Source organism: Nocardia sp. XZ_19_385 (genome assembly GCF_015355755.1).
GTDB lineage: Bacteria > Actinomycetota > Actinomycetes > Mycobacteriales > Mycobacteriaceae > Nocardia.
The window spans coordinates 2,460,084-2,483,037 of record NZ_JACVEE010000001.1 but is presented as its reverse complement, the minus strand read 5'-3'; the positions used below and the strand labels follow the sequence as shown (position 1 = coordinate 2,483,037).

21 protein-coding genes are annotated in these 22,954 nt (G+C 67.7%); 11 read left to right on the top strand and 10 right to left on the bottom strand.

Going from position 1 to position 22,954, the window contains the following annotated elements; genetic code table 11:
- Positions 1–19 precede the first annotated feature (19 nt).
- Both IBX22_RS11680 and IBX22_RS11675 read left to right on the top strand, forming a co-directional pair.
- Positions 20–517, top strand: coding sequence for a general stress protein (locus IBX22_RS11680; RefSeq protein WP_194815294.1), 498 nt, complete (start codon positions 20–22; stop codon positions 515–517).
- Positions 518–519: 2 nt separating this feature from the next.
- On the top strand, positions 520–1,101 hold the full coding sequence (locus tag IBX22_RS11675; protein ID WP_194815293.1) for a suppressor of fused domain protein: 582 nt from the start codon (positions 520–522) through the stop codon (positions 1,099–1,101).
- Between the two features lie 3 nt (positions 1,102–1,104).
- Here the strand turns inward: IBX22_RS11675 and IBX22_RS11670 are convergent, their stop codons facing one another.
- Positions 1,105–2,181 (bottom strand): magnesium and cobalt transport protein CorA, encoded by a 1,077-nt coding sequence (locus tag IBX22_RS11670; RefSeq protein ID WP_194815292.1) that lies wholly within the window; start codon positions 2,179–2,181, stop codon positions 1,105–1,107.
- A gap of 75 nt (positions 2,182–2,256) precedes the next feature.
- Between IBX22_RS11670 and IBX22_RS11665 the strand changes: the two genes are divergently transcribed.
- From IBX22_RS11665 to IBX22_RS11650, 4 genes are all read left to right on the top strand, one after another.
- A complete protein-coding gene (locus tag IBX22_RS11665; protein WP_194815291.1) occupies positions 2,257–3,111 on the top strand; it encodes a PHP domain-containing protein in 855 nt (284 codons plus the stop codon).
- Positions 3,108–3,374: a hypothetical protein gene (locus IBX22_RS11660; RefSeq protein WP_194815290.1), complete on the top strand. Its 267-nt coding sequence runs from the start codon at positions 3,108–3,110 to the stop codon at positions 3,372–3,374. The genes IBX22_RS11665 and IBX22_RS11660 overlap by 4 nt, the downstream gene beginning before the upstream one ends.
- 63 nt (positions 3,375–3,437) lie before the next feature.
- Positions 3,438–5,111, top strand: a complete 1,674-nt coding sequence (locus tag IBX22_RS11655) for an FAD-dependent oxidoreductase (RefSeq protein WP_194815289.1) — start codon at positions 3,438–3,440, stop codon at positions 5,109–5,111.
- 478 nt (positions 5,112–5,589) lie between these two features.
- Positions 5,590–6,786, top strand: coding sequence for an NADP-dependent malic enzyme (locus IBX22_RS11650; protein WP_194815288.1), 1,197 nt, complete (start codon positions 5,590–5,592; stop codon positions 6,784–6,786).
- Between the two features lie 61 nt (positions 6,787–6,847).
- Here the strand turns inward: IBX22_RS11650 and IBX22_RS11645 are convergent, their stop codons facing one another.
- From IBX22_RS11645 to IBX22_RS11630, 4 genes are read right to left on the bottom strand one after another with little or no spacing between them, the layout of a single operon-like run.
- Complete coding sequence (locus tag IBX22_RS11645; RefSeq protein WP_194815287.1) at positions 6,848–7,564, bottom strand: ABC transporter permease; 717 nt, start codon at positions 7,562–7,564, stop codon at positions 6,848–6,850.
- Positions 7,561–8,211 carry an ABC transporter permease gene (locus IBX22_RS11640; RefSeq protein WP_194815286.1) on the bottom strand — a complete coding sequence of 217 codons (651 nt, stop codon included), beginning with the start codon at positions 8,209–8,211 and terminating at the stop codon, positions 7,561–7,563. Before IBX22_RS11640 ends, IBX22_RS11645 begins: the two co-directional genes overlap by 4 nt.
- Positions 8,208–9,368: an ABC transporter ATP-binding protein gene (locus tag IBX22_RS11635; RefSeq protein WP_194815285.1), complete on the bottom strand. Its 1,161-nt coding sequence runs from the start codon at positions 9,366–9,368 to the stop codon at positions 8,208–8,210. Before IBX22_RS11635 ends, IBX22_RS11640 begins: the two co-directional genes overlap by 4 nt.
- Before the next feature lie 10 nt (positions 9,369–9,378).
- Positions 9,379–10,281 (bottom strand): ABC transporter substrate-binding protein, encoded by a 903-nt coding sequence (locus IBX22_RS11630; RefSeq protein ID WP_228538754.1) that lies wholly within the window; start codon positions 10,279–10,281, stop codon positions 9,379–9,381.
- 225 nt (positions 10,282–10,506) lie between these two features.
- Here IBX22_RS11630 and IBX22_RS11625 point away from each other — a divergent pair, with 225 nt between their 5' ends.
- The 5 genes from IBX22_RS11625 (at position 10,507) to IBX22_RS11605 (ending at position 15,905) form a co-directional block, all read left to right on the top strand.
- Positions 10,507–11,391 (top strand): glycine betaine ABC transporter substrate-binding protein, encoded by an 885-nt coding sequence (locus IBX22_RS11625; RefSeq protein WP_309234546.1) that lies wholly within the window; start codon positions 10,507–10,509, stop codon positions 11,389–11,391.
- Positions 11,392–11,493: 102 nt separating this feature from the next.
- Positions 11,494–12,228 carry a helix-turn-helix transcriptional regulator gene (locus tag IBX22_RS11620; RefSeq protein WP_309234545.1) on the top strand — a complete coding sequence of 245 codons (735 nt, stop codon included), beginning with the start codon at positions 11,494–11,496 and terminating at the stop codon, positions 12,226–12,228.
- A gap of 26 nt (positions 12,229–12,254) precedes the next feature.
- Positions 12,255–13,736, top strand: a complete 1,482-nt coding sequence (locus IBX22_RS11615) for a DHA2 family efflux MFS transporter permease subunit (RefSeq protein WP_194815282.1) — start codon at positions 12,255–12,257, stop codon at positions 13,734–13,736.
- Between the two features lie 74 nt (positions 13,737–13,810).
- Positions 13,811–15,304, top strand: coding sequence for an MDR family MFS transporter (locus IBX22_RS11610; RefSeq protein WP_194815281.1), 1,494 nt, complete (start codon positions 13,811–13,813; stop codon positions 15,302–15,304).
- 46 nt (positions 15,305–15,350) lie between these two features.
- Entirely contained in the window at positions 15,351–15,905 is a 555-nt protein-coding gene (locus IBX22_RS11605; RefSeq protein WP_309234544.1) for a 2'-5' RNA ligase family protein, read from the top strand.
- 20 nt (positions 15,906–15,925) lie between these two features.
- On the opposite strand, the gene IBX22_RS11600 is transcribed toward IBX22_RS11605, so the two are convergent.
- The 5 genes from IBX22_RS11600 to IBX22_RS11580 form a co-directional block, all read right to left on the bottom strand.
- On the bottom strand, positions 15,926–17,635 hold the full coding sequence (locus tag IBX22_RS11600; protein WP_194815280.1) for a molybdopterin-dependent oxidoreductase: 1,710 nt from the start codon (positions 17,633–17,635) through the stop codon (positions 15,926–15,928).
- A gap of 84 nt (positions 17,636–17,719) precedes the next feature.
- A complete protein-coding gene (locus IBX22_RS11595; RefSeq protein WP_194815279.1) occupies positions 17,720–19,513 on the bottom strand; it encodes a long-chain fatty acid--CoA ligase in 1,794 nt (597 codons plus the stop codon).
- A gap of 121 nt (positions 19,514–19,634) precedes the next feature.
- A complete protein-coding gene (locus IBX22_RS11590; RefSeq protein ID WP_228538301.1) occupies positions 19,635–20,552 on the bottom strand; it encodes an alpha/beta hydrolase in 918 nt (305 codons plus the stop codon).
- 9 nt (positions 20,553–20,561) lie between these two features.
- A complete protein-coding gene (locus IBX22_RS11585; RefSeq protein WP_194815278.1) occupies positions 20,562–21,392 on the bottom strand; it encodes an SDR family oxidoreductase in 831 nt (276 codons plus the stop codon).
- 3 nt (positions 21,393–21,395) lie between these two features.
- Entirely contained in the window at positions 21,396–22,922 is a 1,527-nt protein-coding gene (locus IBX22_RS11580) for an NAD(P)/FAD-dependent oxidoreductase (protein ID WP_194815277.1), read from the bottom strand.
- Between the last annotated feature and the right edge of the window lie 32 nt (positions 22,923–22,954).

Below are 22,954 nucleotides of genomic sequence, written 5' to 3'. Positions count from 1 at the left end.
GGACCAGCAGAATAGAGATATGACGAATCCCTTGGGGAACGCGAACCGCCGTGGTCAAGGTCTGCCGACGCCGCCGTCGGGCTGGCCGGTCGGCTCCTACCCGACCTATGCCGAGGCGCAGAAGTCCGTGGACTACCTGGCCGACAACAACTTCTCGGTGCAGGACGTGACGATCGTCGGCGTCGACCTGATGCAGGTCGAGCGGGTGCTGTACCGGCTGACCTGGGGCAAGGTCATCGGCGGCGGTATCGCCAGCGGAGCCTGGCTGGGTCTGTTCATCGGCCTGCTGCTGAGCCTGTTCACGCCGGAGGACAAGAGCTCGCTGGCGCCGCTGGCGGTCGGTCTGATCGGCGGCATCATCTTCGGCCTGATCACCACGGCCATCCCGTACGCCGCGACCAAGGGGCAGCGCGATTTCGCCTCCACCATGCAGTTGGTGGCAGGCCGCTACGACGTGCTGTGCGACCCGAAGTCGGCCGAGCAGGCCCGCGACATGCTGGCGCGACTGGCCATCTGAGCATGGATGTGGTGCAGAAGGTCCGCACCGGGGTGCTCGAACACTTCGGTGTGGATGCCAAGGGAGTCGATTCGGCCTCGGTGACGTTCCTCGGGCTGGAGCCGATCGAGATCCTGCGGATCGTGGACGGTGATCTGGTTCATTACGCGACGCTCGGCGGATCCCGTACGCCGATGGGCGATCCGGGCGACGTGCTGGCCGACCCGGTGCGCGGCCCGCGCGCCGAGCTGGTGCTCACCCTGCGGTCGGGAACCGGCGCGGCGTCCGGGCTGGCCCGCTCGCTCGGGGTGCTGGCCGCCACGCCCGCGGTGGAAGGTGTTGTGCTGCAAGCGGATGCGCTGCTGGATCTGGGGGAGTCGCTGTGGGTGAATTCCCCGTTCACCGCGGTGCTGCTGGGCGACAGCGCGATTCCCGAAGTCGTGCTGCCCGATCCGGCCGAGCCGGTGCGCTATCTCACGGTCACCCCGGTCACCGCGACCGAGGCGGCCTGGGTGCGGGTGCGGGGTGCACAAGCCCTGCGCGAGGCCTGGGCCGAGGCCGGGATCGATGTGCACGATCCGGCCAGAGGCGCTGCGTCGCTGTAGGTTTCACATCCACTTGTTCCGGCGGAAATTGATATACAGCACGGTGCACCCGGTGAGGATGATTCCCCAGATCAGCGGATAGCCCCACGGCTGATGCAATTCCGGCATGAAGTCGAAGTTCATGCCGTAGATGCCCGCGACCATGGTGGGCCACGCTGCCATGGCCACCCATGCGGAGATCTTGCGCATGTCGGTGTTCTGCTGCACGCCGATCTTGGCCAGGGCCGCGGAAACCAGTTCGCTCAAAGACTCGTCGTAGTCGGCGATCCGATCATTGACCGCGGTGTGGTGATCGGCCACATCGCGCATGTAGCGGCGAATCTCCTTGGGCAGCGGCGTATCCGGGTTCTGGCTGAGCATCTGCAGCGGAATCTGCAAGGGCGACACCGCGCGTCGCAGCTCCACCACCTCGCGCTTGAGCTGATAGATCGCCTCGATGGTGACCAGGTTGTTCGGGGTGAAGACGTACTCTTCCATCTCGTCGATATCGTTCTCGACGGCTTCGGAGACGTCGATGTAGGAATCGACGATGTGGTCGGCGACGGCGTGCAGCACCGAGCCGGGGCCGAGGGCGAGCAGCTCCGGTTGTTTCTCCAAAGTGCTACGCACGCCGGTCAATTCGCCGTGATCGCCGTGGCGCACGGTGACCACGAAGTCGGCCCCGGTGAACACCATGATCTCGCCCGTCTCCACGATCTCGCTGACCGAGTTCATCTCGTGCGGGACATAGAGCACGGTGCGCATCACCAGGAACAGGGTGTCGTCGTAGCGTTCGAGCTTGGGCCGCTGCCGGGCGTGCACCGCATCCTCGACGGCCAGCGGATGCAGGTCGAAGGTCTCCGCGATATCGGCCATCTGAGCCGCGTCCGGCCGGTGCAGGCCGATCCAGACGAACCCTGTGCCCCGGGAACGTACTTCGGCGATGGCCTGTTTGTGGCCGTAGTGGCCCGGCAAACGTTTGCCGTCGACGTAGACGCCGCAGTCGACCACCGCGCGTGCGGTCGGCACCGGAATGCGTGGCAGCGGCGCACCCGTGCGCGGCTGGGTCCGGAATGACGGTAGCGGTGGGATAGACGGCACGAATCCGATGCTACGTCTGTAACAGCCGCATACCGGTGATCACCGAAACCTTCCCCGCACGGTATGACTGATGACGTGCGCATCGATCTCCACACCCACTCGAACGCCTCCGACGGCACCGACACCCCGGCCGAACTCGTGCGCAATGCCGCCGCGGCCGGTCTCGACGTCGTGGCGATCACCGACCACGACACCACCTCCGGGTGGGCCGAGGCGGTCGATGCGCTGCCGGCGGGCCTGACGCTGGTGCGGGGCATGGAGATGTCGTGCGTCGGTCTCGGTGAGGACGGCTGGCCGGTGCCGGTGCACCTGCTGGCCTATCTCTTCGACCCGGCCGACAGCAGTTTCGCCGAGGAGCGCGAACGCCTGCGTGCCGAACGGGTGGACCGGTTGCGGGCCATGGCCGAGCGGATGGCCGCCGACGGCCTGCCCATCGATCCCGATGCCGTGCTGGCCTCGGCCGGCGCCTCTGCGGGTCGGCCGCACCTGGCGCGCGCCCTCGTCAATGCGGGCGTGGTGCCGACGGTCGATGCCGCGTTCACCGATCTGCTCGCCCCGCATGGCCGCTACTACGCGGAGAAGGCCGACACCCCGCTGCGCCGCGCGGTGGAGATGATCGCGGCCGCGGGCGGTGTGAGCGTCCTCGCGCACGCGCGGGCCCGCAAGCGCGGTCGCATGCTCGCCCTCGACGATATTCGCGATCTGACCACCCGGGGCTTGGGCGGGCTGGAGATCGATCACCCCGATCACAGTGCCGCCGACCGGGCCGTCCTCAGTGATCTGGCCGCCGAACTGGGCTTGCTCAGCACCGGCTCGTCGGACTACCACGGCGCCAACAAGACCATCCGGCTCGGCGAGTTCACCACCGACCCGGCGCAATTCGAGGCTCTCGTCGGCAAAGCAAGCGGGGTGGCGGTGGTCTCTCGATGAGGGCGCTGCGCGGGTTCAGTGGTTTGGTCGCCGCGGGGACCTTCGTGCTGATGCTGGTGGTGGTCGCCACCGCGGTCATCGGGGACCGGCGTGGCTTTCCCGGTCCGGGCGGGGAATCCATCGCCTGGCATGTGGGGACTTCGGTCGTTGTTATTTCGGCGCAAGTTTTTGCCGACCGGCGTCGGGGTTTGCTCGCATTTTCTGGATCGATGGTTGTTTTTGTGGCCTCTGGTTTATTGCTGTGGACTCAGTGGTGGAGCTGATAAAAGCGCAATAGTTATCAGCTCCGGTTGCGGCCGGATGAATTGTGGCCGAATATTTCTTCTGTGAGTGCGATCGAGACGGACGTACTGGTTCTCGGCGGAGGTCCCGCCGGAGCCTGGGCCGCCCTCTCGGCCGCCGCGGCCGGCGCCCGCGTGGTGCTGGTCGACAAGGGGCGCTGTGGGGCCAGTGGCCCGACCGCCTCCGGGGTGAGCACGCTGTGGAACATTCCGCCCGGTCCCGCTCGGGACGAGGCGGTGCGGCAGGCCGTGGAGCAGGGCGGCGATCTGGGGGATCCGGACTGGATGCACCGGATGCTGGAAGAGACCCATCGGCGCGTCGATCAGCTGACGCGCTGGGGTCATCGCTTTCCCGCGGAACTCTGCGGCACGCGGGTCCGCCTCGGCGGGGCGAGCTATCTGCGCAGGCTGCGCCGCCGGCTGCGGGAAGCCGGGGTACTGGTTCTGGACCACCATCCGGCGCTGCAGCTGCTCGTCGATCGGGACGGGGTCGTGGGCGGGGCGACCGGACTGCAGCACCGATATCGCGGCTGGACCGTGCATGCGGGCGCGGTGGTGGTGGCGACCGGTGGCTGTGCGTTCCGCTCCGGTGGCGCAGGGACCGAGGGGAACACCGGCGACGGGCTTCTGCTGGCCGCCGAAGCGGGTGCGCAGCTGTCGGGCATGGAATTTTCCAGCGCCTACGGGCTGGCGCCGGTCTCTGGCGCACCGGCGCACGCGATGCGGTTCGAGAAGCTCTACGACGAGACCGGCGCCGTGCTCAGCGACCACCCGGCGGCCTTCGCCGCGATCGGACAGGGCCGTCGCGTCTACGCCGCGCTCGACGACCTGCCCGCGCATACGCGCAATTGGCTGTCGCAGCAGGGCGTAGACGCGACAGCCGCCCGGGTGCTGCTGCGCCCGGTGCTGGGCGGCACCGTCGGCGGGACCGGCGGGCTGCTGCTGACCGCACCGGAGTGCGCCACCACCGTCCCCGGGCTCTATGCCGCGGGCGACGCCGCCACCCGGGAGCCGATTACCGGCGCGGCCAGCGGTTTCGGCGGGCAGGGCGGGTCCTGGGCCATCGCCTCCGGCGTGTGGGCGGGTGCGGGTGCGGCCCGATTCGCCCAGGAACGCGGCACACCGGGACCGGTTCGGCCGGTGCCGGGTGCGGGGTTGAGCACCCGGGCGCGGATCGACCCGCGCGCCGTCATCGGCCTGGTCCAGGAGCACACGCTGCCGCTGCGCCGCAGCTACTGGCGCAGTGCGGGCAGCCTGCGCGACAGCATCGCCGAACTCGACGCGATGTGGCCGGGCGCGGAATTCGACCTCGGCGGCGCCGGCGCGGACCGACTATCGGCCCGGCAGGCCGCGGCGCTGCTGGCGGTCGCCCGGTGGACGAAGTACAGCGCGCTGGCGCGGACCGAGAGCCGCGGCATGCACCAGCGCACCGATCATCCGGAGGCCGGCGCGGATTGGCGGGTGCGGCTGACCTCGGGCGGACTCGACCGCATCTGGGTGCGCACCGATGTCGCACGTCCGGCCGCGCCGGTGGCGGTCGTGCCCGCCGCCGAGGTGCCGGTGCCGCTGGGCCGCAGGCCGGACGGGTGGGCGGGCGGCGCGGACGTCGAACTCGATCCCGGCGTGCGCCGGACTTCAGGTCAGAAATCGGTGCTTGCCGTCGCGCGGACAGCGGGCACGGAACCGGCCGGCGTTCCCTCCGGTGCGGTGGCCAGCTGAGGTCGGTCCGCACAGACCGGTCCCTGCCGTTCGTCGGGTCTCTCACATCCGAACCGGTCCGGGCTGCGAGTTTCCCCTTACGTAGGGGTAATTCCCGGGTCCTACCCTCGGATGATGGCGCAGCACCGGAGTTTCATCACACCGGTTTGGCATGTCATCGGGCCGGCTGGCAGAATGTTGCGGATTCCCCGCTCCGCCACCGCCGGGTTCGGGAACAACGGTGATCTCCGCCGCGCGACGCACCGTCGCACCCCGAGAGTCACGGGAGGCGGCAGCCTGCGTAACCACGCGAGCCGCCGCGGACACCGCCGAGAGTCAGCAGCGCCACAACACATTTCGATACCGCCGGGTAATAAGCAAGAATCCCTGAGGAATCGAAACATACCGGTGCGCGCACTCGGTGTGCTGCACCACCTAATACCAATTACCCGGCGGTAACCGTCCCCCTGGATTGCCCCACCCGAGCAGGAGTGAAATCGTGTCACCTGTGACTGACGCACCGAATGCCACTGCGGCCCTTTCCGAAATCACCCAGGAAGAGATTTTCGCAGGCCATCTCGGCGGCAAACTCTCGGTCGAACTCGCGGCGCCGCTGGAAACCCAGCGCGACCTTTCCATCGCCTACACCCCCGGCGTCGCCCAGGTGAGCCGCGCCATCGCGCAGGACGTGACGATGGCCAAGCAGTACACCTGGACCGACCGCCTGGTGGTCGTGGTCAGCGACGGCACCGCGGTGCTCGGTCTCGGCGATATCGGCCCGCGCGCCTCGCTGCCCGTGATGGAGGGCAAGGCGGCGCTGTTCAAGAAGTTCGCCGACCTGAACTCGATCCCGATCGTGCTCGACACCAAGGATGTCGACGAGATCGTGGAGACGATCATCCGGCTGCGCCCGAGCTTCGGCGCGGTCAACCTGGAAGACATCTCCGCTCCCCGCTGCTTCGAGGTCGAGCAGCGTCTCATCGAGGCGCTGGACTGCCCGGTCATGCACGACGACCAGCACGGCACCGCCATCGTGGTGCTGGCCGCGCTCAACGGTGCGGCCAAGGTGCAGGGTCGCGCCATCGACGGCCTCAAGGTCGTGGTGTCCGGCGCCGGCGCGGCGGGTGTGGCCTGCACCAACATCCTGCTCGCCGCGGGCGTCAAGGATGTCACCGTGCTCGACTCCAAGGGCATCGTCGCCAGGGAGCGCTCCGACCTCAACGGCGTGAAAGCCGAACTGGCGCAGCGCACCAACCCGCGCGGCCTGAGCGGTGGCGCGGCCGAGGCGCTGGCCGGCGCCGATGTGTTCCTGGGCCTGTCGGCCGGTCTGATCGCCGAGGAGCTCATCGCCTCGATGGCCCCGGAGTCGATCGTGTTCGCGATGTCCAACCCGGATCCGGAGATCCACCCCGAGGTGGCCCGCAAGTACGCCTCGATCGTGGCCACCGGCCGCAGCGATTTCCCGAACCAGATCAACAACGTGCTCGCTTTCCCGGGCGTCTTCAAGGGCGCCCTGGACGCCGGCGCCCGCCGCATCACCGAGGGCATGAAGATCGCCGCCGCCGACGCCATCCTGAGCGTCGTCGCCGACGAGCTGGGCCCGGAGAAGATCGTCCCCAGCCCGCTGGACCCCCGCGTCGCCCCGGCCGTCGCCGAGGCCGTCGCCGCCGCCGCGCGTGCCGAGGGTGTTGCGTAACAGCCGCGTTCGCTGAACAAAGGGCCCTGTTCCGAATGGAACGGGGCCCTTTGTCGTCGGTTCAGTTCGTGGGCTGGAGGATTCCGGCCGAGGTGATCGGGAGGGGGCGGGTGCGGCGTAGGCGGCCGGTGCCGGGGGCGGCGGCCCAGACCGCGAGGGCGAGGAGGCCGTCAAGGGCCATTGCCAGGATGGCGACCAAGAGGGCGCCGACGAGGACGCGGTCGTAGCGGTAGAGGCCGATGCCGTCGAAGATGTAGCGGCCCAGGCCGCCGAGGTTGACGTAGGCGGCGATGGTGGCGGTGGCGACGACCTGGAGGGTGGCGCCGCGCAGGCCGGTCAGGATGATCGGCAGGGCGTTGGGGACTTCGACGCGGAACAGGATCTGGCGTTCGGTCATGCCCATGGCGCGGGAAGCGTCGACCACGTCGGCGGGGACGTTGGCGATGCCCGCGTAGGCGCCCGCGAGCAGTGGCGGGATGCCGACGGTAACGAGGGCGAGCAGGGGTGGGATCAGGCCGAGGCCGAGCAGCAGCACCAGGAAGGTGAGCAGGCCGAGGGTGGGCAGGGCGCGCATGGCGTTGGCGAAGCCGACCAGCAGGGCCGAGCCGCGGCGGGTGTGGCCGATGACCAGACCCAGCGGGATCGCGACGAGGGCCGAGGCGGCGACGGCGAGGAAGCTGTACCAGAGGTGTTCCAGGATGCGCTGGGTGATCCCGGTCGGCCCGGACCAGTTGGCGCCGTCGGTGAGGTATTGCCAAGCCTCGAGGAAAAGATTCATACCCCGGCGCCTTTCGCGGTGCGGACCCACGGTGTGCCCCAGCGCCCGAGGGCATAGAGCACACGGTCGACGATCAGGGCGAGCGCCAGCGTGACGATGATGCCCGCGACGATCTCGTCGGTGTAGTCGCGCTGATAACCCTGGGTGAACAGCACGCCGAGGCCGCCGCTGCCGATCAGCGCGCCCACCGAAACCATGGCGATATTGGTGACCGCGATGACCCGCAGACTGGACAGGAACACCGGAATGGCCAGCGGCATATCGACGGTCAGCGTGCGGCGCAGCGGGCTGAAGCCGACGGCATCGGCCGCGTCGAGCACGGTGGCGGGCACCGAATCCAGGGCCGCGGGCACCGCGATCAACAGCAGCGCCGTCGAATACAGGGCGAGCGCGATGATGACATTGAGCGGATCGATCGTCGAAATGCCCACCAGCGGTGGAATGATGACGAACAGTGCCAGCGACGGAATGGTGTACGCCAGGCTGGATACCGCCGTGGTGATTTTGCGCAGCAGCGGCGCCCGGCGGATCACAGCGCCCGCCGGAATGGCGATCACCAAACCGATCAGCAGCGGCAGCAGCGCCAATTTCACATGGGTTCTCGTCAAAGCCATGATGTCGGCGAAGTTGTCGATCAGGTACTTCACGCCGGATCCTTGGTCATGCCGTGCTCGTAGGCTTGGCGATTGCGTTCGGCGTCCTCGGCGGCGCGCTGATCGGCGAGCAGCTGGAGCACCTCCGTAGCCAGTACGCCGCCCCGCACCGCGCCCGAATCATCTACTGCCACACCGATTCCCGACGGTGAGGAAATCGCAGCGTCCATGGCCTGACGCAGATCGCCGCTGGGTGTGAACAGCGAGCCGCCCGCGGACATGCACTGCGCCAGTTCGCTGCCGGCGCGCATCGTCTCCACGCCGGTCACGTCGACCCAGCCGACCGGCTTGCCGGCCTCCTCGACCACCAGCACCCAGTCGCCGAGTTCGAGCCGGAGTTCCTTGACCTGATCCGCGGTCGCGGTCCGGATCTCGTGCAGCGGCACGCCCTGCGCGGTCCGGAACGACAGCCCGCGGTAACCGCGATCGTGACCGACGAAATCGGCGACGAAATCCGTTGCGGGCTGGGCCAATACCTCCCGCGGTGTGTCGTACTGCTGCAGCACGCCGCCGCGCGCGAACACCGCGACCTTGTCACCGAGCGTGATCGCCTCGTCGATATCGTGCGTGACGAACACGATGGTCTTGCGCAATTCCGCTTGCAGCCTTTGCATTTCGGCTTGCAACTCGGCGCGCACCACCGGGTCGACCGCGCTGAACGGTTCGTCCATCAGCAGGATCGGCGGATCGGCGGCCAGCGCCCGGGCCACACCGACCCGCTGCTGCTGGCCGCCGGAGAGCTGCGCCGGATACCGTTTCGCCAGTTCGCGATCCAGCCCGACGCGGTCGAGTACCTCCAGCGCGGCGGCCCGGGCGGCCTTGCGCGAATCACCGCGCAGCACCGGCACGGTCGCGACGTTGTCGAGCACCGTGCGGTGCGGCAGCAGGCCGCCGCTCTGGATGACGTAGCCGATACCGAGCCGCAGTTTCACCGGGTCGATCCGCGAAATATCTTGTCCGTCAACGGTGATCGAGCCGCTGGAGGGCTGGATCATCCGGTTGATCATCCGCATCGAGGTGGTCTTGCCACACCCGGACGGCCCGACGAACACGGTGAACGACCCGGAGGGGATCAGCAGATCCAGGTCGGTGACGGCCTGCGTACCGTCCGGGTAGATCTTGCCGATCCCACGGAATTCGATATCGGACACCGGGAAACTCCTAACTGACGGGCTTGTCGAGCCCCTGGGTGCGAATCCACTCCAGCGCGGCCGCCTTGGGTTCGGTCTTGGTCTTACCCGAAACGGCCTCGTTGAGTTTCAGCAGTCCCTCGGTGGTGAGCTTGGCCGACACGGCGTCGAGCACCTTGGCCGCCTTGTCGGTCTTCTTCTTGGCGTTGAACAGCGGCACCACATTCTGCGCGGGGAAGTTGTTCTTCGGATCCGCGAGCACCACCAGGTTGTTCTCCAGAATGGCCTGGGAGGTGGTGAAGATATTGGCGGCGGTGACCTGGCCCTCGACCAGCGCGCGCACCGTGGCGGGGCCGCCGCCGTCGGCGATCGCCTCGAAATTGGCGCGCGAGACATCCAGGCCGTAGTTCTTCTTCAGGCCGGGCAGGCCGCCGGCGCGTTCGGCGAATTCCGCGGGGGCGCCGAACTTCACCTCGGCCGAATGCGGGGCCAGGTCACCGATGGAAGTCAGATTCCACTTCTCGGCGGTGGCCTTGGTCACGACCACCGCGTCGGAATCCTGCGCCGGGGCCGGCTTCGCGATGGCGAGCTCGTCGCCGAGCACGCCGGTCAGGGCCTTGTCGACATCCGCGGAGGTAGCGGCGGTGGCGTTCTTGTCCAGATATTGCAGGAGATTGCCGGTGTATTCGGGGACCACCGAGATCGCGCAGCTGCGCAACGCCGGAATGTAGGCTTCCCGGCTGCCGATGCGGAATCTCGTATCCACCTGGAAACCGTTGATCCGCAATACTTCGGCGTAGATGTGGGCCACGGTCTCGGATTCCTGGAAATCCGCCGAGCCGACGACGAGTCCGTCGCCTTCGCAGCTTCCTTTGCTGCCCAGTGGATCCGAATTGCCGCAGGCGGACAGGACCATGGCGACAGCGAGCGCCATTGCGGCGGCGACAAGTCTGGCAGCGCGTAGCGCCAGGCTCGGCGCCGAGCGCCGAGGGGCGGGATTGGTCGTGGTTTTCACGGGAGTCCTTCCGGGCAAGGCGTGCTCGAGCGTGTGGCCCGCGGCGAAGAACGGGGCCACCGGTACATTCTGGATGTCCATACTGCCCGTTGCATGATGTTCCTGTTCACTACGGAGAGTTGAGGTCGCCGGATGGTGCTGGCCGTGCCGAGACGGATGCTTACCCGGGTGCTGATCGTCGCGGTCGCCGCAATGGCTGTGGCCTGCGGAGATGAGCCCGCGCCGGCGCCGGATTTCGTGGTCGGAGCCGGGGATTCGGCGGAATCGGGATTGCTCGCCGAAATTTACGCGGGCGCACTGGCGCGGACCGGTCTGCCGGTGTCGGTCAAGAATCAGCTCGGTGACCGTGCCGGCTATCTCGCGGCCCTCGATGCGGGCGCGGTGTCACTGGTCGGCGAGCACAACGGTGAATTGCTCGCATTCCTCGACAGCGGGTCCAAGGCGCGCACTCCGGCCGAAGTGACGCAGGCACTGAACAGTTCGCTGCCGCAGGGGCTGGTGGTCGCCGACGCCGCCGATGGCACGGATATGCGTCCGCGCGTGCTGATTCCGGTCACGGTGGCCGAGCGGGACCAGGTGCGCTCGATCGCAGGGCTCGAACCACGCTGCGCGGGAACGGCGGCGGGGGCGGCCCCGGTCCCCGCGGTGCTGCGCGCGCCGGACGACCGGATCCAGGTGACCGGGTGCGATTTTTCGCAGCCGATCACCCTCCGCGACGCCGAGGATCTGCGAGCAGCCTTGCTGGACGGGCGGATTCAGGCCGGTTTGCTGACCGGCCCGGCCGCACTGGTGCCAGACGCGCTGGCCGGGTTGACCGTACTCACCGATGACGATTACGCGCTGCGCGCGCAGAACGTGCTGCCGGTTTTACGCAAGGGCAGCCTCGACGAGTCGCGGCTGACGAAGCTGAACTATGTCGCGGGCGAGCTCACCACCGAAGAGCTCGTCGCCATGCTCCGCGAAATCCGTGACGGCCGGACAACTCCGGGTGACGCGGCCCGGACCTGGCTGGACGCGCACGCACTCTAGTTGTAAACCCGCAGTCCACAGGCAGATTCGGGGCGCTGCCGCGTTCCCGGCCCCTTGTGGTCTTGGTGTTCCACGCCGTATATTCCACGTGGAGTATTCGAAGTGGACCATATCGGGCTGGAGGTAGACCGGATGGAGGGCAAGGCGCGCCCCGCGGTGACGGCATTGGCGATCGCCGTGCTCGCGTTGCTGGAGGAGCGGCCCATGCATCCCTACGAGATGTATCAACTGCTCCTCGCGCGGGGTGAGGAACTGCTGGTGAAGGTCCGGCCGGGCTCGCTGTATCACACGGTCGCGCGGCTGGCCGAGCAGAAACTGGTGCAGGCCGAGGGGGTGGAGCGGGCGGGTAATCGGCCCGAGCGCACCACCTACCGGATCACCGACGCGGGCCGGAAAGCCATGCGCGCCAGGATCTCCGAGATTCTCCGGTCGCCCGGGACGGAGTATCCGATCTTTCCGGTGGCCATCGCGGAGGCGCACAACCTGCCGAGCCACTGCGTGGTCGCGTTGTTGCGCGAGCGCCTCGAGCATCTCGGGAGCGACCTCGCCGACCTGAAGATGATGCGCGAGTGGGCCACGGCGCACGCCGTGCCGCGCCGGTATTGGCTTGTGCTGCAGTACTTGCAGGCCAACCTCGGCGCCGAGGTCGAGTGGATCACCAACCTCATCGAGGAGCTGGAGAGCGGCGCACTCGAGTGGGAGGAATTCGATCCCGTCACCGGTGTCCGGCGCACCGAACCCGAACATCCCTGGCCCGGCAGTGATCTCGCGCTCGACGAGCTGCCGCCGGCGCCCCGCCGATCCGCTCGCGCGGCCAAGCTGCCGCAGCTGCCCTGACCGCACCCTTGATTGGAGCGAAATCGATGCCAACTCAACGTAATCCGTGGCTGGCGCTCGGCGCGCTCGTGGTCGGCTTCTTCATGATCCTGCTGGACATGACGATCGTCGCGGTCGCCAATCCGGCGATCATGAACGCGCTGCACGCCGATGTCTCCCAGGTGATCTGGGTGACGAGCGCCTACCTGCTCACCTACGCGGTGCCGCTGCTGGTCACCGGCCGGCTCGGAGATCGCTTCGGCCCCAAGAACATCTACCTCATCGGCCTGGTCGTCTTCACCGCCGCGTCGCTGGGGTGTGGTCTGTCGGGGACCATCGCCCAGTTGATCCTGTGGCGGGCCGTGCAGGGTCTCGGCGCCGCGCTGATGACGCCGCAGACCATGGCCGTGATCACCCGCACCTTCGCGCCGGACAAGCGCGGCGCGGCCATGGGTCTGTGGGGCGGCGTGGCCGGGCTCGCGACCCTGGTCGGCCCGATTCTCGGTGGCGTACTGATCGATTCGCTCGGCTGGGAGTGGATCTTCTTCGTCAACGTGCCGGTCGGGATCATCGCCTTCGGTCTGGTCATGTGGCTGGTGCCGGCGTTGGAGACGCGCGAGCACAAATACGACCTGCCGGGCATCGTGCTGAGCGGTGTGGGTCTGTTCCTGCTGGTCTTCGGGTTGCAGGAGGGCAATACCTATGACTGGTCGCCGCGCATCTGGTTGTTGATCGGCGGCGGTCTGGTCTTCCTGGCGCTGTTCGTGGTGAACCAGGCGCGCAATACCGACGAACCGCTGATGCCGCTGACGCTGTTCCGGGATCGCAATTTCGCGCTGTCTTCGCTGGCCATCGCGACCATGGGCGCGGCGATCACCGCGCTGATGGTGCCCGCCTACTTCTATCTGCAGGCGGTGCGCGATCTGTCGCCGACCAAGTCGGCGCTGATTTTCGCGCCGATGGCGATCGTGACCGGCATCCTGTCGCCGTTCGTCGGCAAGTTCTCCGATCACGTTGCGCCGCGGATCATTCCGACCATCGGGTTCGGCATGTTCTCGGTCGCGGTGTTCTGGTGGGCGGTGCTGATGGCGCCGGACTCCTCGCTGGTCTGGTTCCTGGTCGCGGCCGCTCTCGCCGGTGTGGCGAACGCGTTCATCTGGGGGCCGCTGGCCTCCACCGCCACGCACAACCTGCCGGTGCATCAGGCCGGTGCGGGCGCGGGCATCTACAACACCACCCGGCAGGTGGGTTCGGTGCTGGGTAGTGCGGCTATCAGCGCGCTCATCGCGGCGCGGCTGTCGGCGAACGGGCTCGGCGGCGGTGCGCCGGTCGGCGAGGGCGCAGCGGGCCAGGCCGCGCTCCCCGCGCAGATCCGCGACGAATTCAGTTCCGCGCTCGGTGAATCCATGTTCCTACCGGCTGGCATCCTGATCCTGGGTCTGATCGCGACGGCGCTGTTCGTCAGCCACAGCCGCGGGGCGAAGGCGCCGGTGGACAAGGTGGTGAAGCCGGAGCCGGTAGCGGGCTGAGCGGTTTTCCGGGTCGGCTGACCTAGGCTGAGCAACGTTCTGGTTAACCGTTGCTCGGTCGAAAGGAACGACCCATGTCCGTGGCTGCCGATACCGACCGCAATCCGTGGCTCGCGCTGTTCGCGCTGGTGGTCGGGTTCTTCATGATCCTGCTGGACATGACGATCGTGGCGGTCGCCAACCCGGCCATCCTGGAGGCGTTCCACGCCGATATCTCCCAGGTGATCTGGGTGACCAGCGCGTACTTGCTCACCTACGCGGTGCCGCTGTTGGTGACCGGCCGGCTCGGAGATCGCTTCGGTCCCAAGAACGTCTACCTGGTCGGGCTGCTGGTCTTCACCGCCGCGTCACTGGGTTGCGGGCTTTCCGGGACCATCGGTCAGTTGATCCTGTGGCGTGCGGTGCAGGGCATCGGCGCGGCATTGATGACGCCGCAGACGATGGCGGTGATCACCCGGACCTTTCCGCCGGACAAGCGTGGGGCGGCGATGGGTCTGTGGGGCGGCGTGGCGGGCCTCGCCACCCTGGTCGGCCCGATTCTCGGTGGCGTCCTGGTGGATTGGCGCGGCTGGGAGTGGATCTTCTTCGTCAACGTGCCGGTCGGCATCATCGCCTTCGGCTTGGCGCTGTGGCTGGTGCCCGCCCTGCCGACGCATCTGCACAAGTACGACGTCCCCGGCATCCTGCTCAGCGGTGCGGGAATGTTCCTGCTGGTCTTCGGCATTCAGGAAGGCAACAACTACGACTGGGACGGCCGCATCCGGCTGATGATCGGGGCCGGCCTGATACTGCTCGCGGCGTTCGTCTGGAACCAGAAACGCAACACCGGCGAACCGCTGCTGCCGATGACCCTGTTCCGGGACCGCAATTTCGGCCTGTCCAACCTGGCCATCGCCGCCATGGGCGCGGCGGTCACCGCCATGATGGTGCCGTCCTACTTCTATCTGCAAGCGGTACGCGAACTTTCACCCACCCGCTCCGCCCTGGTCTTCGCGCCGATGGCGATCATTACCGGCATCTGCGCGCCCCTGATCGGCAAACTCTCCGACAAACTGCCCCCGCGCCTCATCCCGACCTTCGGCTTCACCCTGTTCGCGCTGTCGATCCTCAGCTTCTCCGCCTTGATGAAACCGCACACCGCACTGGTCTGGTATCTCATCGCAGCAGGTTTCGCGGGCTTGGCCAACGCCTGCATCTGGGCCCCGCTGGCCACCACCGCCACCCACAACCTGCCGGTTTACCAGGCCGGCGCCGGCGCGGGTGTCTACAACACCACCCGCCAGGTCGGTTCGGTCCTCGGCAGCGCCGCCATCAGCGCCCTCATCTCCGCCCGCGTCGCCGCCCACGGCCTCGGCAGCGGCAAGATCGCCGAAGGCGGTGCGGGCCAAGGGCCCATCCCCGAACCCGTCAAGGAAGCGTTCAGCGCCGCCCTCAGCCAATCGATGCTCCTGCCCGCCGCGATCCTTCTGGTCGGCGTGCTCGCGTCCGCCCTGTTCGTCAGCCATGGCCGCTCCGCTCCGGACGGCCACACCGACGCCCCGGCCAAGCCCGGAATGCTCGGCGACTGACCCGCCTTCGGCCGCAGCGGACGAGTAGCGGTGGGACGATGACCATGTGAGCGAGTTGATCCGCCGGACCGCCATCCTGATCGCCGTTCCCGAACTCGCGGATTTCACGGATCGTTGGCGTTCGGTGTCCTACTGGTCGGAGTGCCCCGGTGTTCCGTTGACCGAGATCGTTCCGCCGCACATCAGTGTGCTGGTGCCTTGGCTGGCGGAGCCGAGTGCGCGGGATGTCCAGCGGCTGCGGGATGCGATCGCCGATGTCGACCCCTTCGAGATCATCTTTCCCGCTGCCGGTCGGTTCCCGAACGGGACGGTCTGGCTGCGTCCCGAACCATTCGACCGGGTGCGCGAACTATTGCGCTCGGTATTCGCCGCTTTTCCCGAATGCCCGCCTTACGGAGGGGAATTCACCGAGCCCCATCCGCACCTGACGATCGCCATGCCGGGACAGCACAGCGCGGGCGTGCTCGCCGAAGCCGAGGCAGCGCTCGCCGTCGCGCCGCCGCCGGTGTTCCGGTTCGATGCCCTGGGCCTGTGGCGAGAGCACATCGGCGGTGCTTGGCAGCCGATCGGTTCGGTGCCACTCGACAACGGCCGCGCATGATCGGTGACTGAAGATCCAGCTCAGCTGACCTGGACGTTGACCGACGGATACCCGGTGGCGCCGTCCGGGATGACGTCCTGGAACTCGGCGGTCTGGGGTTGGCCGGTGCTGTCGATGGCGCGGGCGCGCAGGGTGTGGGGGCCGGGGGTGGCGTCCCAGTCGTAGACCCATTGGCGCCAGGTGTCGATGGATTGGTCGGCCGAGAGGCGGGCGGGTTGCCATGGTCCGCTGTCGATTTGGACTTCGACGGCGGTGATGCCGCGGTGCTGGGCCCAGGCGACGCCCGCGATGGGGATGCGACCGGCCGAGAGGCGGGCGCGGTTGCGTGGTGTGTCGATGCGGGAGGCGGTTTTGATGGGGCCCTGCGCGGACCAGCCGCGGCGGGTCCAGTAGGCGGTGGCGCGATCGAAGCGGGTGACCTCGAGGTCGGTGACCCATTTGGTGGCCGAGACGTAGCCGTAGAGGCCGGGGACGACCAGGCGGGCGGGGTAGCCGTGCGAGACCGGGAGGGGTTCGCCGTTCATGCCGACGGCGAGCAGGGAGTCGCGGCCGTCGGTGAGGGCGGTCAGGGGTGTGCCGCAGGTCCAGCCGTCCTTGGAGGTGGACAGCACCATGTCGGCGTCGGGGTGCGGGCCCGCTTCGGCGAGGAGTTCGTCGAGGCGGTAGCCGCGCCAGAGGGCGTTGCCGATGAGGTCGCCGCCGACCGGGTTCGAGACGCAGGCCAGGGTGACCAGCCGCTCGATCGCGGTGCGATTGGCGAGATCTGCCCAGCTGATGCGGATTTCGCGATCGACCATGCCGTGGATCCGCAGGGACCAGTCCTCGATCGACACCTGCGGCACGGTGAGCGCGGTGTCGATCCGGTAGAAGGTCGAGTTCGGGGTCAGGTAGGGGGTCAGGCCGGGGATCTTCAGATCCGCTTCCGGCGCAAGGGAAATCGGCGGCCCACTGGGTTGCGGGAGTTGCACGGCCGCACGCTCCGCCGACACGTCGGCGCGCTGCAATCCGAGCAGGCGCCCACCGACCCCGGCCGCCACCGCCAGCCCACCGGTGATCAGGATGCCGCGTAACAATGTCCGCCGTTCCGGCAGCGCGACCTGGGGTGCGACCGGTACCCGCGCTAGGCGGCCCTCGGGTCGTGCTGAGGGGACCGCGTTCGCGTGCGAGTCTGTGTTGTTCGATTGTGCTGGGACGACGCCAGTCTCGCGCGGGTGTGTGGCAGAGGCATCGGATTGTGCTGGGGTGGGAGCGCTGTCGGCCGCACCGTATTCACCGGCCTCGGATTGTGCTGCTGCGGCGGCATTCTCGACGTCGTCCACCATCGCGGTCAGCACCCGCAGCGCGTAGATCCCGGCCCCCACCCCGAGCACCGTCGGCAGCGCGCCCGACAGCCCGGTACGTCCCACCGCGATCACGGCGACCAGCACCCCGAACAGGCCCAGGAGGATCGACCCGGCCGCCCGCTCGGTACGTTCGATCGCCCCAGCGATTCCGGCGAAGACCGCCGCGACAACCGCCATGCACAGATACAGCACCGCTTTGTCATTGGTGCCGAACGTCTGGATCGCCCACTCCCGCAACCCATCCGGCGTGTGGTCGATGACGGTCGAGCCGAGCACGACGTGCGGGGCACTGTCCGCCCCGATGAACGCGGCGACCAACTCGGCCACGCCGAGCGTCAGCCCCGCGGCAAGGATCCCCGCAACCACCCGAAATCGCAGTTCGGCCATGGCCCGAGCCTACTGCTGCCGCCGATACGCGAAAGGCGCTGCCGGTGAACGTGTCACCGGCAGCGCCTTCTCGCGGGAGCTATCTCAGTTGTAGATCGAGTCCACGTCCGCGGCGTACTGCTTCATCACCACGTTGCGCTTGAGCGACATCTTCGGGGTGAGTTCGCCGGTCTCCTGGGTCCAGTCGACCGGGAGGATGCGGATCTTCTTGATGGCCTCGGCCTTGGAGACCTTGTGGTTGGTCTCCGCGACGGCGGCATCGACCTCGGCGACCAGGGCCGCGTTCTCGATCAACTGCTCGATCGGGGTCTCGGCGGAAACGCCGTTGCGTTCCTTCCAGCCGGGCAGGGCTTCCGGATCGAGGGTGATCAGGGCGCCGATGAAGGGCTGGCCGTCGCCGACCACCATGACCTGGCTGATCAGCGGGTGCGCGCGCAGCGAATCCTCGAGCACGGCGGGGGAGACGTTCTTGCCGCCCGCGGTGACGATGATTTCCTTCTTGCGGCCGGTGATGGTGACGTAGCCGTCGCCGTCGATGGCGCCGAGGTCGCCGGTCTTGAACCAGCCGTCGGCGAACGACTCCGCGGTGGCTTCGTCGTTCTGCCAGTACCCGCCGAACACCGAGAAGCCCTTGAGCAGCAGCTCGCCGTCCTCGGCGATCTTGACCGCGTGGCCTTCGGTGGGCTTGCCGACCGACCCGACCCGGATGTTCTCGGGGGTGTTCACGGTGACCGCGGCGGTGGTTTCGGTGAGGCCGTAGCCCTCGTAGATGGTGACGCCGACGCCCCGGAAGAAGTGGCCCAGGCGCGCGCCGAGCGGGCCGCCGCCGGAGACCGAGGCCTCGCACTGGCCGCCGAGCGCGGTGCGCAGCTTGCTGTAGACGAGCTTGTCGAACAGCGTGTGCTTGAGCTTGAGCACCAGGCCCGCGCCGCCGTTGTCGACGGCCTCGCTGTAGGCGATGGCGGTGGCGGCGGCCGCGTCGAAGATCTTGCCCTTGCCGCCGTCGTGCGCCTTCTGCTTGGCGCTGTTGAACACCTTCTCGAACACGCGCGGCACGGCGAGGATGTAGTGCGGGCGGTAGGCGCCGAACTGGTCGACCAGGGTGGTCCAGTCGGCGGTGAACCGGATGGTCACCCGGGCGTCGAAGGAGGCCAGGGTCAGCGCACGCGCGAACACGTGGGCCATGGGCAGGAACATCAGGGTCTTCTTGCCGGGGCCCATGAACTTGTCCGCCGCGATGCGGTCGGACCGGGACTGGCCGTAGAGGTTCGCGTGGGTCAGCGCGACGCCCTTGGGCCGGCCGGTGGTGCCGGAGGTGTAGATCAGGGTGGCGGGCGACTGCGCGCCGACCTGCTTGCGGCGCTCGTGCACCACGCTGTCGTCGAGGTCCGCGCCCCGCGCGATGAGCTGGTCGACAGCGCCCTGGTCGATCTGCAGGGTCTCGGCCAGGCCGGGCAGCGCGCCGTCTTCGATCTCCGCGATGGTGTCCTGGTGCTTGGCGTTCTCCAGGATCAGCAGCTTGGTGGCCGAGTCCTGCAGGATCCACTTGGCCTGCTCGGCGGCCGAGCTGTCATAGATCGCGACGGTGCAGCCACCGGCGGCCCAGATGGCGAAGTCGATGAGCGCCCACTCGTAGCGGGTCGCGGCCATGATGGCGACGCGGTCGCCCACTTCGATGCCCGAGGCGATAATGCCCTTCGCGACGCCGGTGACGGCCTTCGCGAATTCCGCGGCGGTCACATCGGTGAAGTCGCCGTTGCCGTTCGGCACGTTGAACAGGACCGCGTCAGGCGACTGTTCCGCGTGCCGGAAGACGTTGTCGGAATTGTTCGCGTCAGCCGGGATTGTGTAAGAAGCCGGAACTTCGAACTCGCGCATCAGTGCCCTTCCAGGTGGTTTACTCGCCAGTAATCTACGACACCTATGAGGCGGTCGTCATATCGACCACCGGAAACGCGTTCGACCCGCGGTCGAAGCCCGGTGGGGGTGGGGATCGGTGTCATCCTAGATCGCGCATCGACACCGGTTGGACCCCTTCTTTCAAGAAATCGGCCAGCTCCGTGACGGCCGCCGCGGCGGGCCCGACGAAGGCCGCCTGCGCTTGCGCGACATGCCACAGTCCCTGGCTTTCGGTGAACCGGACATGCACACCCGCGGCACGCAGTGCGGTGACCAACTCTACGCACTGACTGTGCAGCAGTTCACTCACATCGACCTGCACGTAGGTGGGCGGTAGCCCGGTCAGCTCGCCGCGCAGCGGCGCGTAGCCGGTGTCCTGACCGTCGCCCGCGCCCAGGTAGGCGGCGGCGCAGGCCCGCGACCAGGCCCGGTTGATGACGAGGTCGCGGTCCTTTTCCGGAATGACGTTCGGGTCGGTCCAGGGCGCGATCAAACCGAGCGCGGCCGGTGTCAGCCCGTGCCGCGCGATCAGCCGCTGTGCGGTGGCCAGGCTCAGCCCGCCGCCGGCGGAGTCACCGGCGATGGCGATCTGGTCGGCCTGGTAGCCCGCGTTCTCGACCAGCTCCAGGAACGCCGCGGTGGCGTCCTCGAGCCCGGCCGGGAACGGGTGTTCCGGCGCCAGCCGGTAGTCGAGCAGGTACACCGCGCACCCGGTCTCGTGCGCCAGCCGCGCGGCCAGCGAACGGTGGGTGGCCAGCGAGCCGACCGCGTACCCGCCGCCGTGCAGGTACAGCACCGCACCCTCGGCGGATTTCCCACGGGCGGTGAGCTTTTCGGCGGGGCGCCCGGCCAGCCGGAGCCGATGCACGACGGTGTTGTCGGGCAGCCATTGCAGCGCCGAACCCAGATCCATCAGCTTGCGCTGGAGCGGGTACGACAGCCGGGCGTTGAGCATGGCCGGAAACATCCGTCCCAGCACAGCTTTGGTGATGGGCAGCGGAAGGTTGATGTCGCGCAACGGATTACCTCAGGGCTGGACGGCCCGGTTCACCACGGCGGAAATCCGCTGGTAGCCGGATGCCGTGATTCGGACGAACGCGTCGAGCAGTTTGGCTTCCCAGCCGATCAGTACGCGGCCGTGGCGCTTGCGCACGCCCTCGGTGATGACCTGCGCGGCCATTTCCGGGGTGTGGATGGCCAGCTTCGCGTCGAACATGGCGGCAGCCTTCTTGCCGTCGATGCCCTCGGCGAAGGTGGAGTTGCGCGCGACCGCGGTCTTGATGCCGCCGGGGTGTACGCAGGTGACCTCGACCGGGTGCTTGCCGAGAATCATCTCTTGGCGCAGCGACTCGGTGAATCCGCGGACCGCGAATTTCGCCGAGTTGTAAGCGCTCTGGCTGGGCACCGCGATCAGGCCGAACAGGCTGGAGATGTTGATGACGTGGCCCGCACCGGATTCCATCAGCATCGGCAGGAACGCCTTGGTGCCGTTGACGACACCCCAGAAGTCCACGTCCATGATCCGCTCGATGTCCTTGAACTCGGACTTGATCACGTCACCGTGGTAGGCGATACCCGCGTTGTTGTAGATCTGGTGCACCACACCGAAGTGCGCCTTCACGGCGTCGGCGTAGAGCAGCACCGCTTCCCGCTCGGCGACATTGAGCCGATCCGATTTCACCTGCGCGCCAAGGGCTTCGCAGCGGCGCACGGTCTCGGCCAGGCCCTCGGTGTCGATATCGGAGAGCGCCAGCTTCGCGCCGCGCTTGGCCAGATTTTCCGCCAGGGCGCGACCGATGCCGGAACCGGCTCCGGTGATCACACAGACTTTGTCCTTGAAGTAAGCGTCGTTGCCCACTGTTTATGCCACCACTTTCCGGTCGCCCGCAGACGACGTCGTCTCGTATGCCGATACGTCGAACTTCTTGGTCAGCCTACGGAATTCGAAGGTGAAGTCCGGCCACAGCGTCGTATTGTTACCGTGCTTGTCGAGGTACCAGCTGGCGCAGCCGCCGGTGTTCCACACGCTCTTGGCCAGCTTCTGCTGCAGGTCCTTGTTGTAAGTGTCCTGCGCGTCGCGGCGCACCTCGACCGTGCTCAGGCCGAGCCGGTCCACGGTGGCCAGCGCGTCGGCGATGTAGTTGATCTGCGATTCGATCATGAACACCATCGAGGTGTGGCCCAGGCCGACGTTCGGGCCGAGCAGGAAGAACATGTTCGGGAAGTTGGCGATGGCCGAGCCCTTGTAGCCCTGCTGGCCGATCTCGTCGAAGACCTCCGAGAGCGTACGACCGTCCTTGCCCGCGATGGTGTTGTAGGTCGGGGAGTCGGTGACGTGGAAGCCGGTCGCCACGATCAGGGCGTCGATCTCGCGCTCGGTGCCGTCGGCGGTGACGATCGAGTTGGCGCGGATCTCCTTGATGCCGTCGGTGACCACGTCGACATTGTCGCGGCTCAGCGCGGGGTAGTACTCGTTGGAGATCAGCATGCGCTTGCAGCCGATGCGGAAGTTCGGGGTGACCTTCTTGCGCAGCTCCGGATCGCGAATCTCGAACTGCAGCTTGGCCTTCGCCAGCAGTTCGAAGCCCTGCATGATCGCCGGGAGCTTGGTCAGGCCCACGACCTGGGTCTCGCGGGCGGCGTAGATGGCGGCGCGGGAGAGGCGCTGCACGCCGGGAATGTGCTTGAACGCGAAGCGTTCGGCAGCCAGGTAGGGGCGGTCCATGCGGGGCAGCAGCCACGGCGCGGTGCGCTGGTAGACGTCGAGGTGACCGACCTGGGCCGCGATGGCGGGCACGATCTGGATGGCGGAGGCGCCGGTGCCGATGATGGCGACGCGCTTGCCGGTCAGGTCGGCGTCGTGGTTCCAGCGGGCCGAGTGGAAGACCTCGCCCTCGAAGTCGTTGATGCCCTTGATATCCGGGAGTGCCGGTTCGCAGAGCGCGCCGACCGCGGAGACCACGGTGTCGGCGGTGAAGCTGCCCTGGCTGGATTCGATCTCCCACAGCGCGGTCTCGGTGTTCCAGCGGGCGCTGGTGACATCGCAGTTGAACAGATGCTTGTCCAGCACGTCGTACCGCTCCGCGACGCTGCGGATGTACTGCTGGATCTCGCCCTGCTTGGAGAACGAGCGCGTCCAGTTCGGATTGAGTGCGAAGGAATACGAGTACAGGTGCGACGGCACATCGCAGGCCGCGCCCGGGTACGTGTTATCCCGCCAGGTGCCGCCGACATCGCTGCCGCGCTCCAGGACGAGATAGTCATTGCGGCCCTGTTGGCTCAGCCGGATTGCCAGCCCGAGGCCCGCGAATCCACTGCCGATGATGATCGTCTTGGCGTGGCGGGCAGGGCGGTTGCCGACAGCTTTGTCTGTAACCTTGCGACTCATGTACCCGAGAGTACGGTCTTATTGAGCACGAG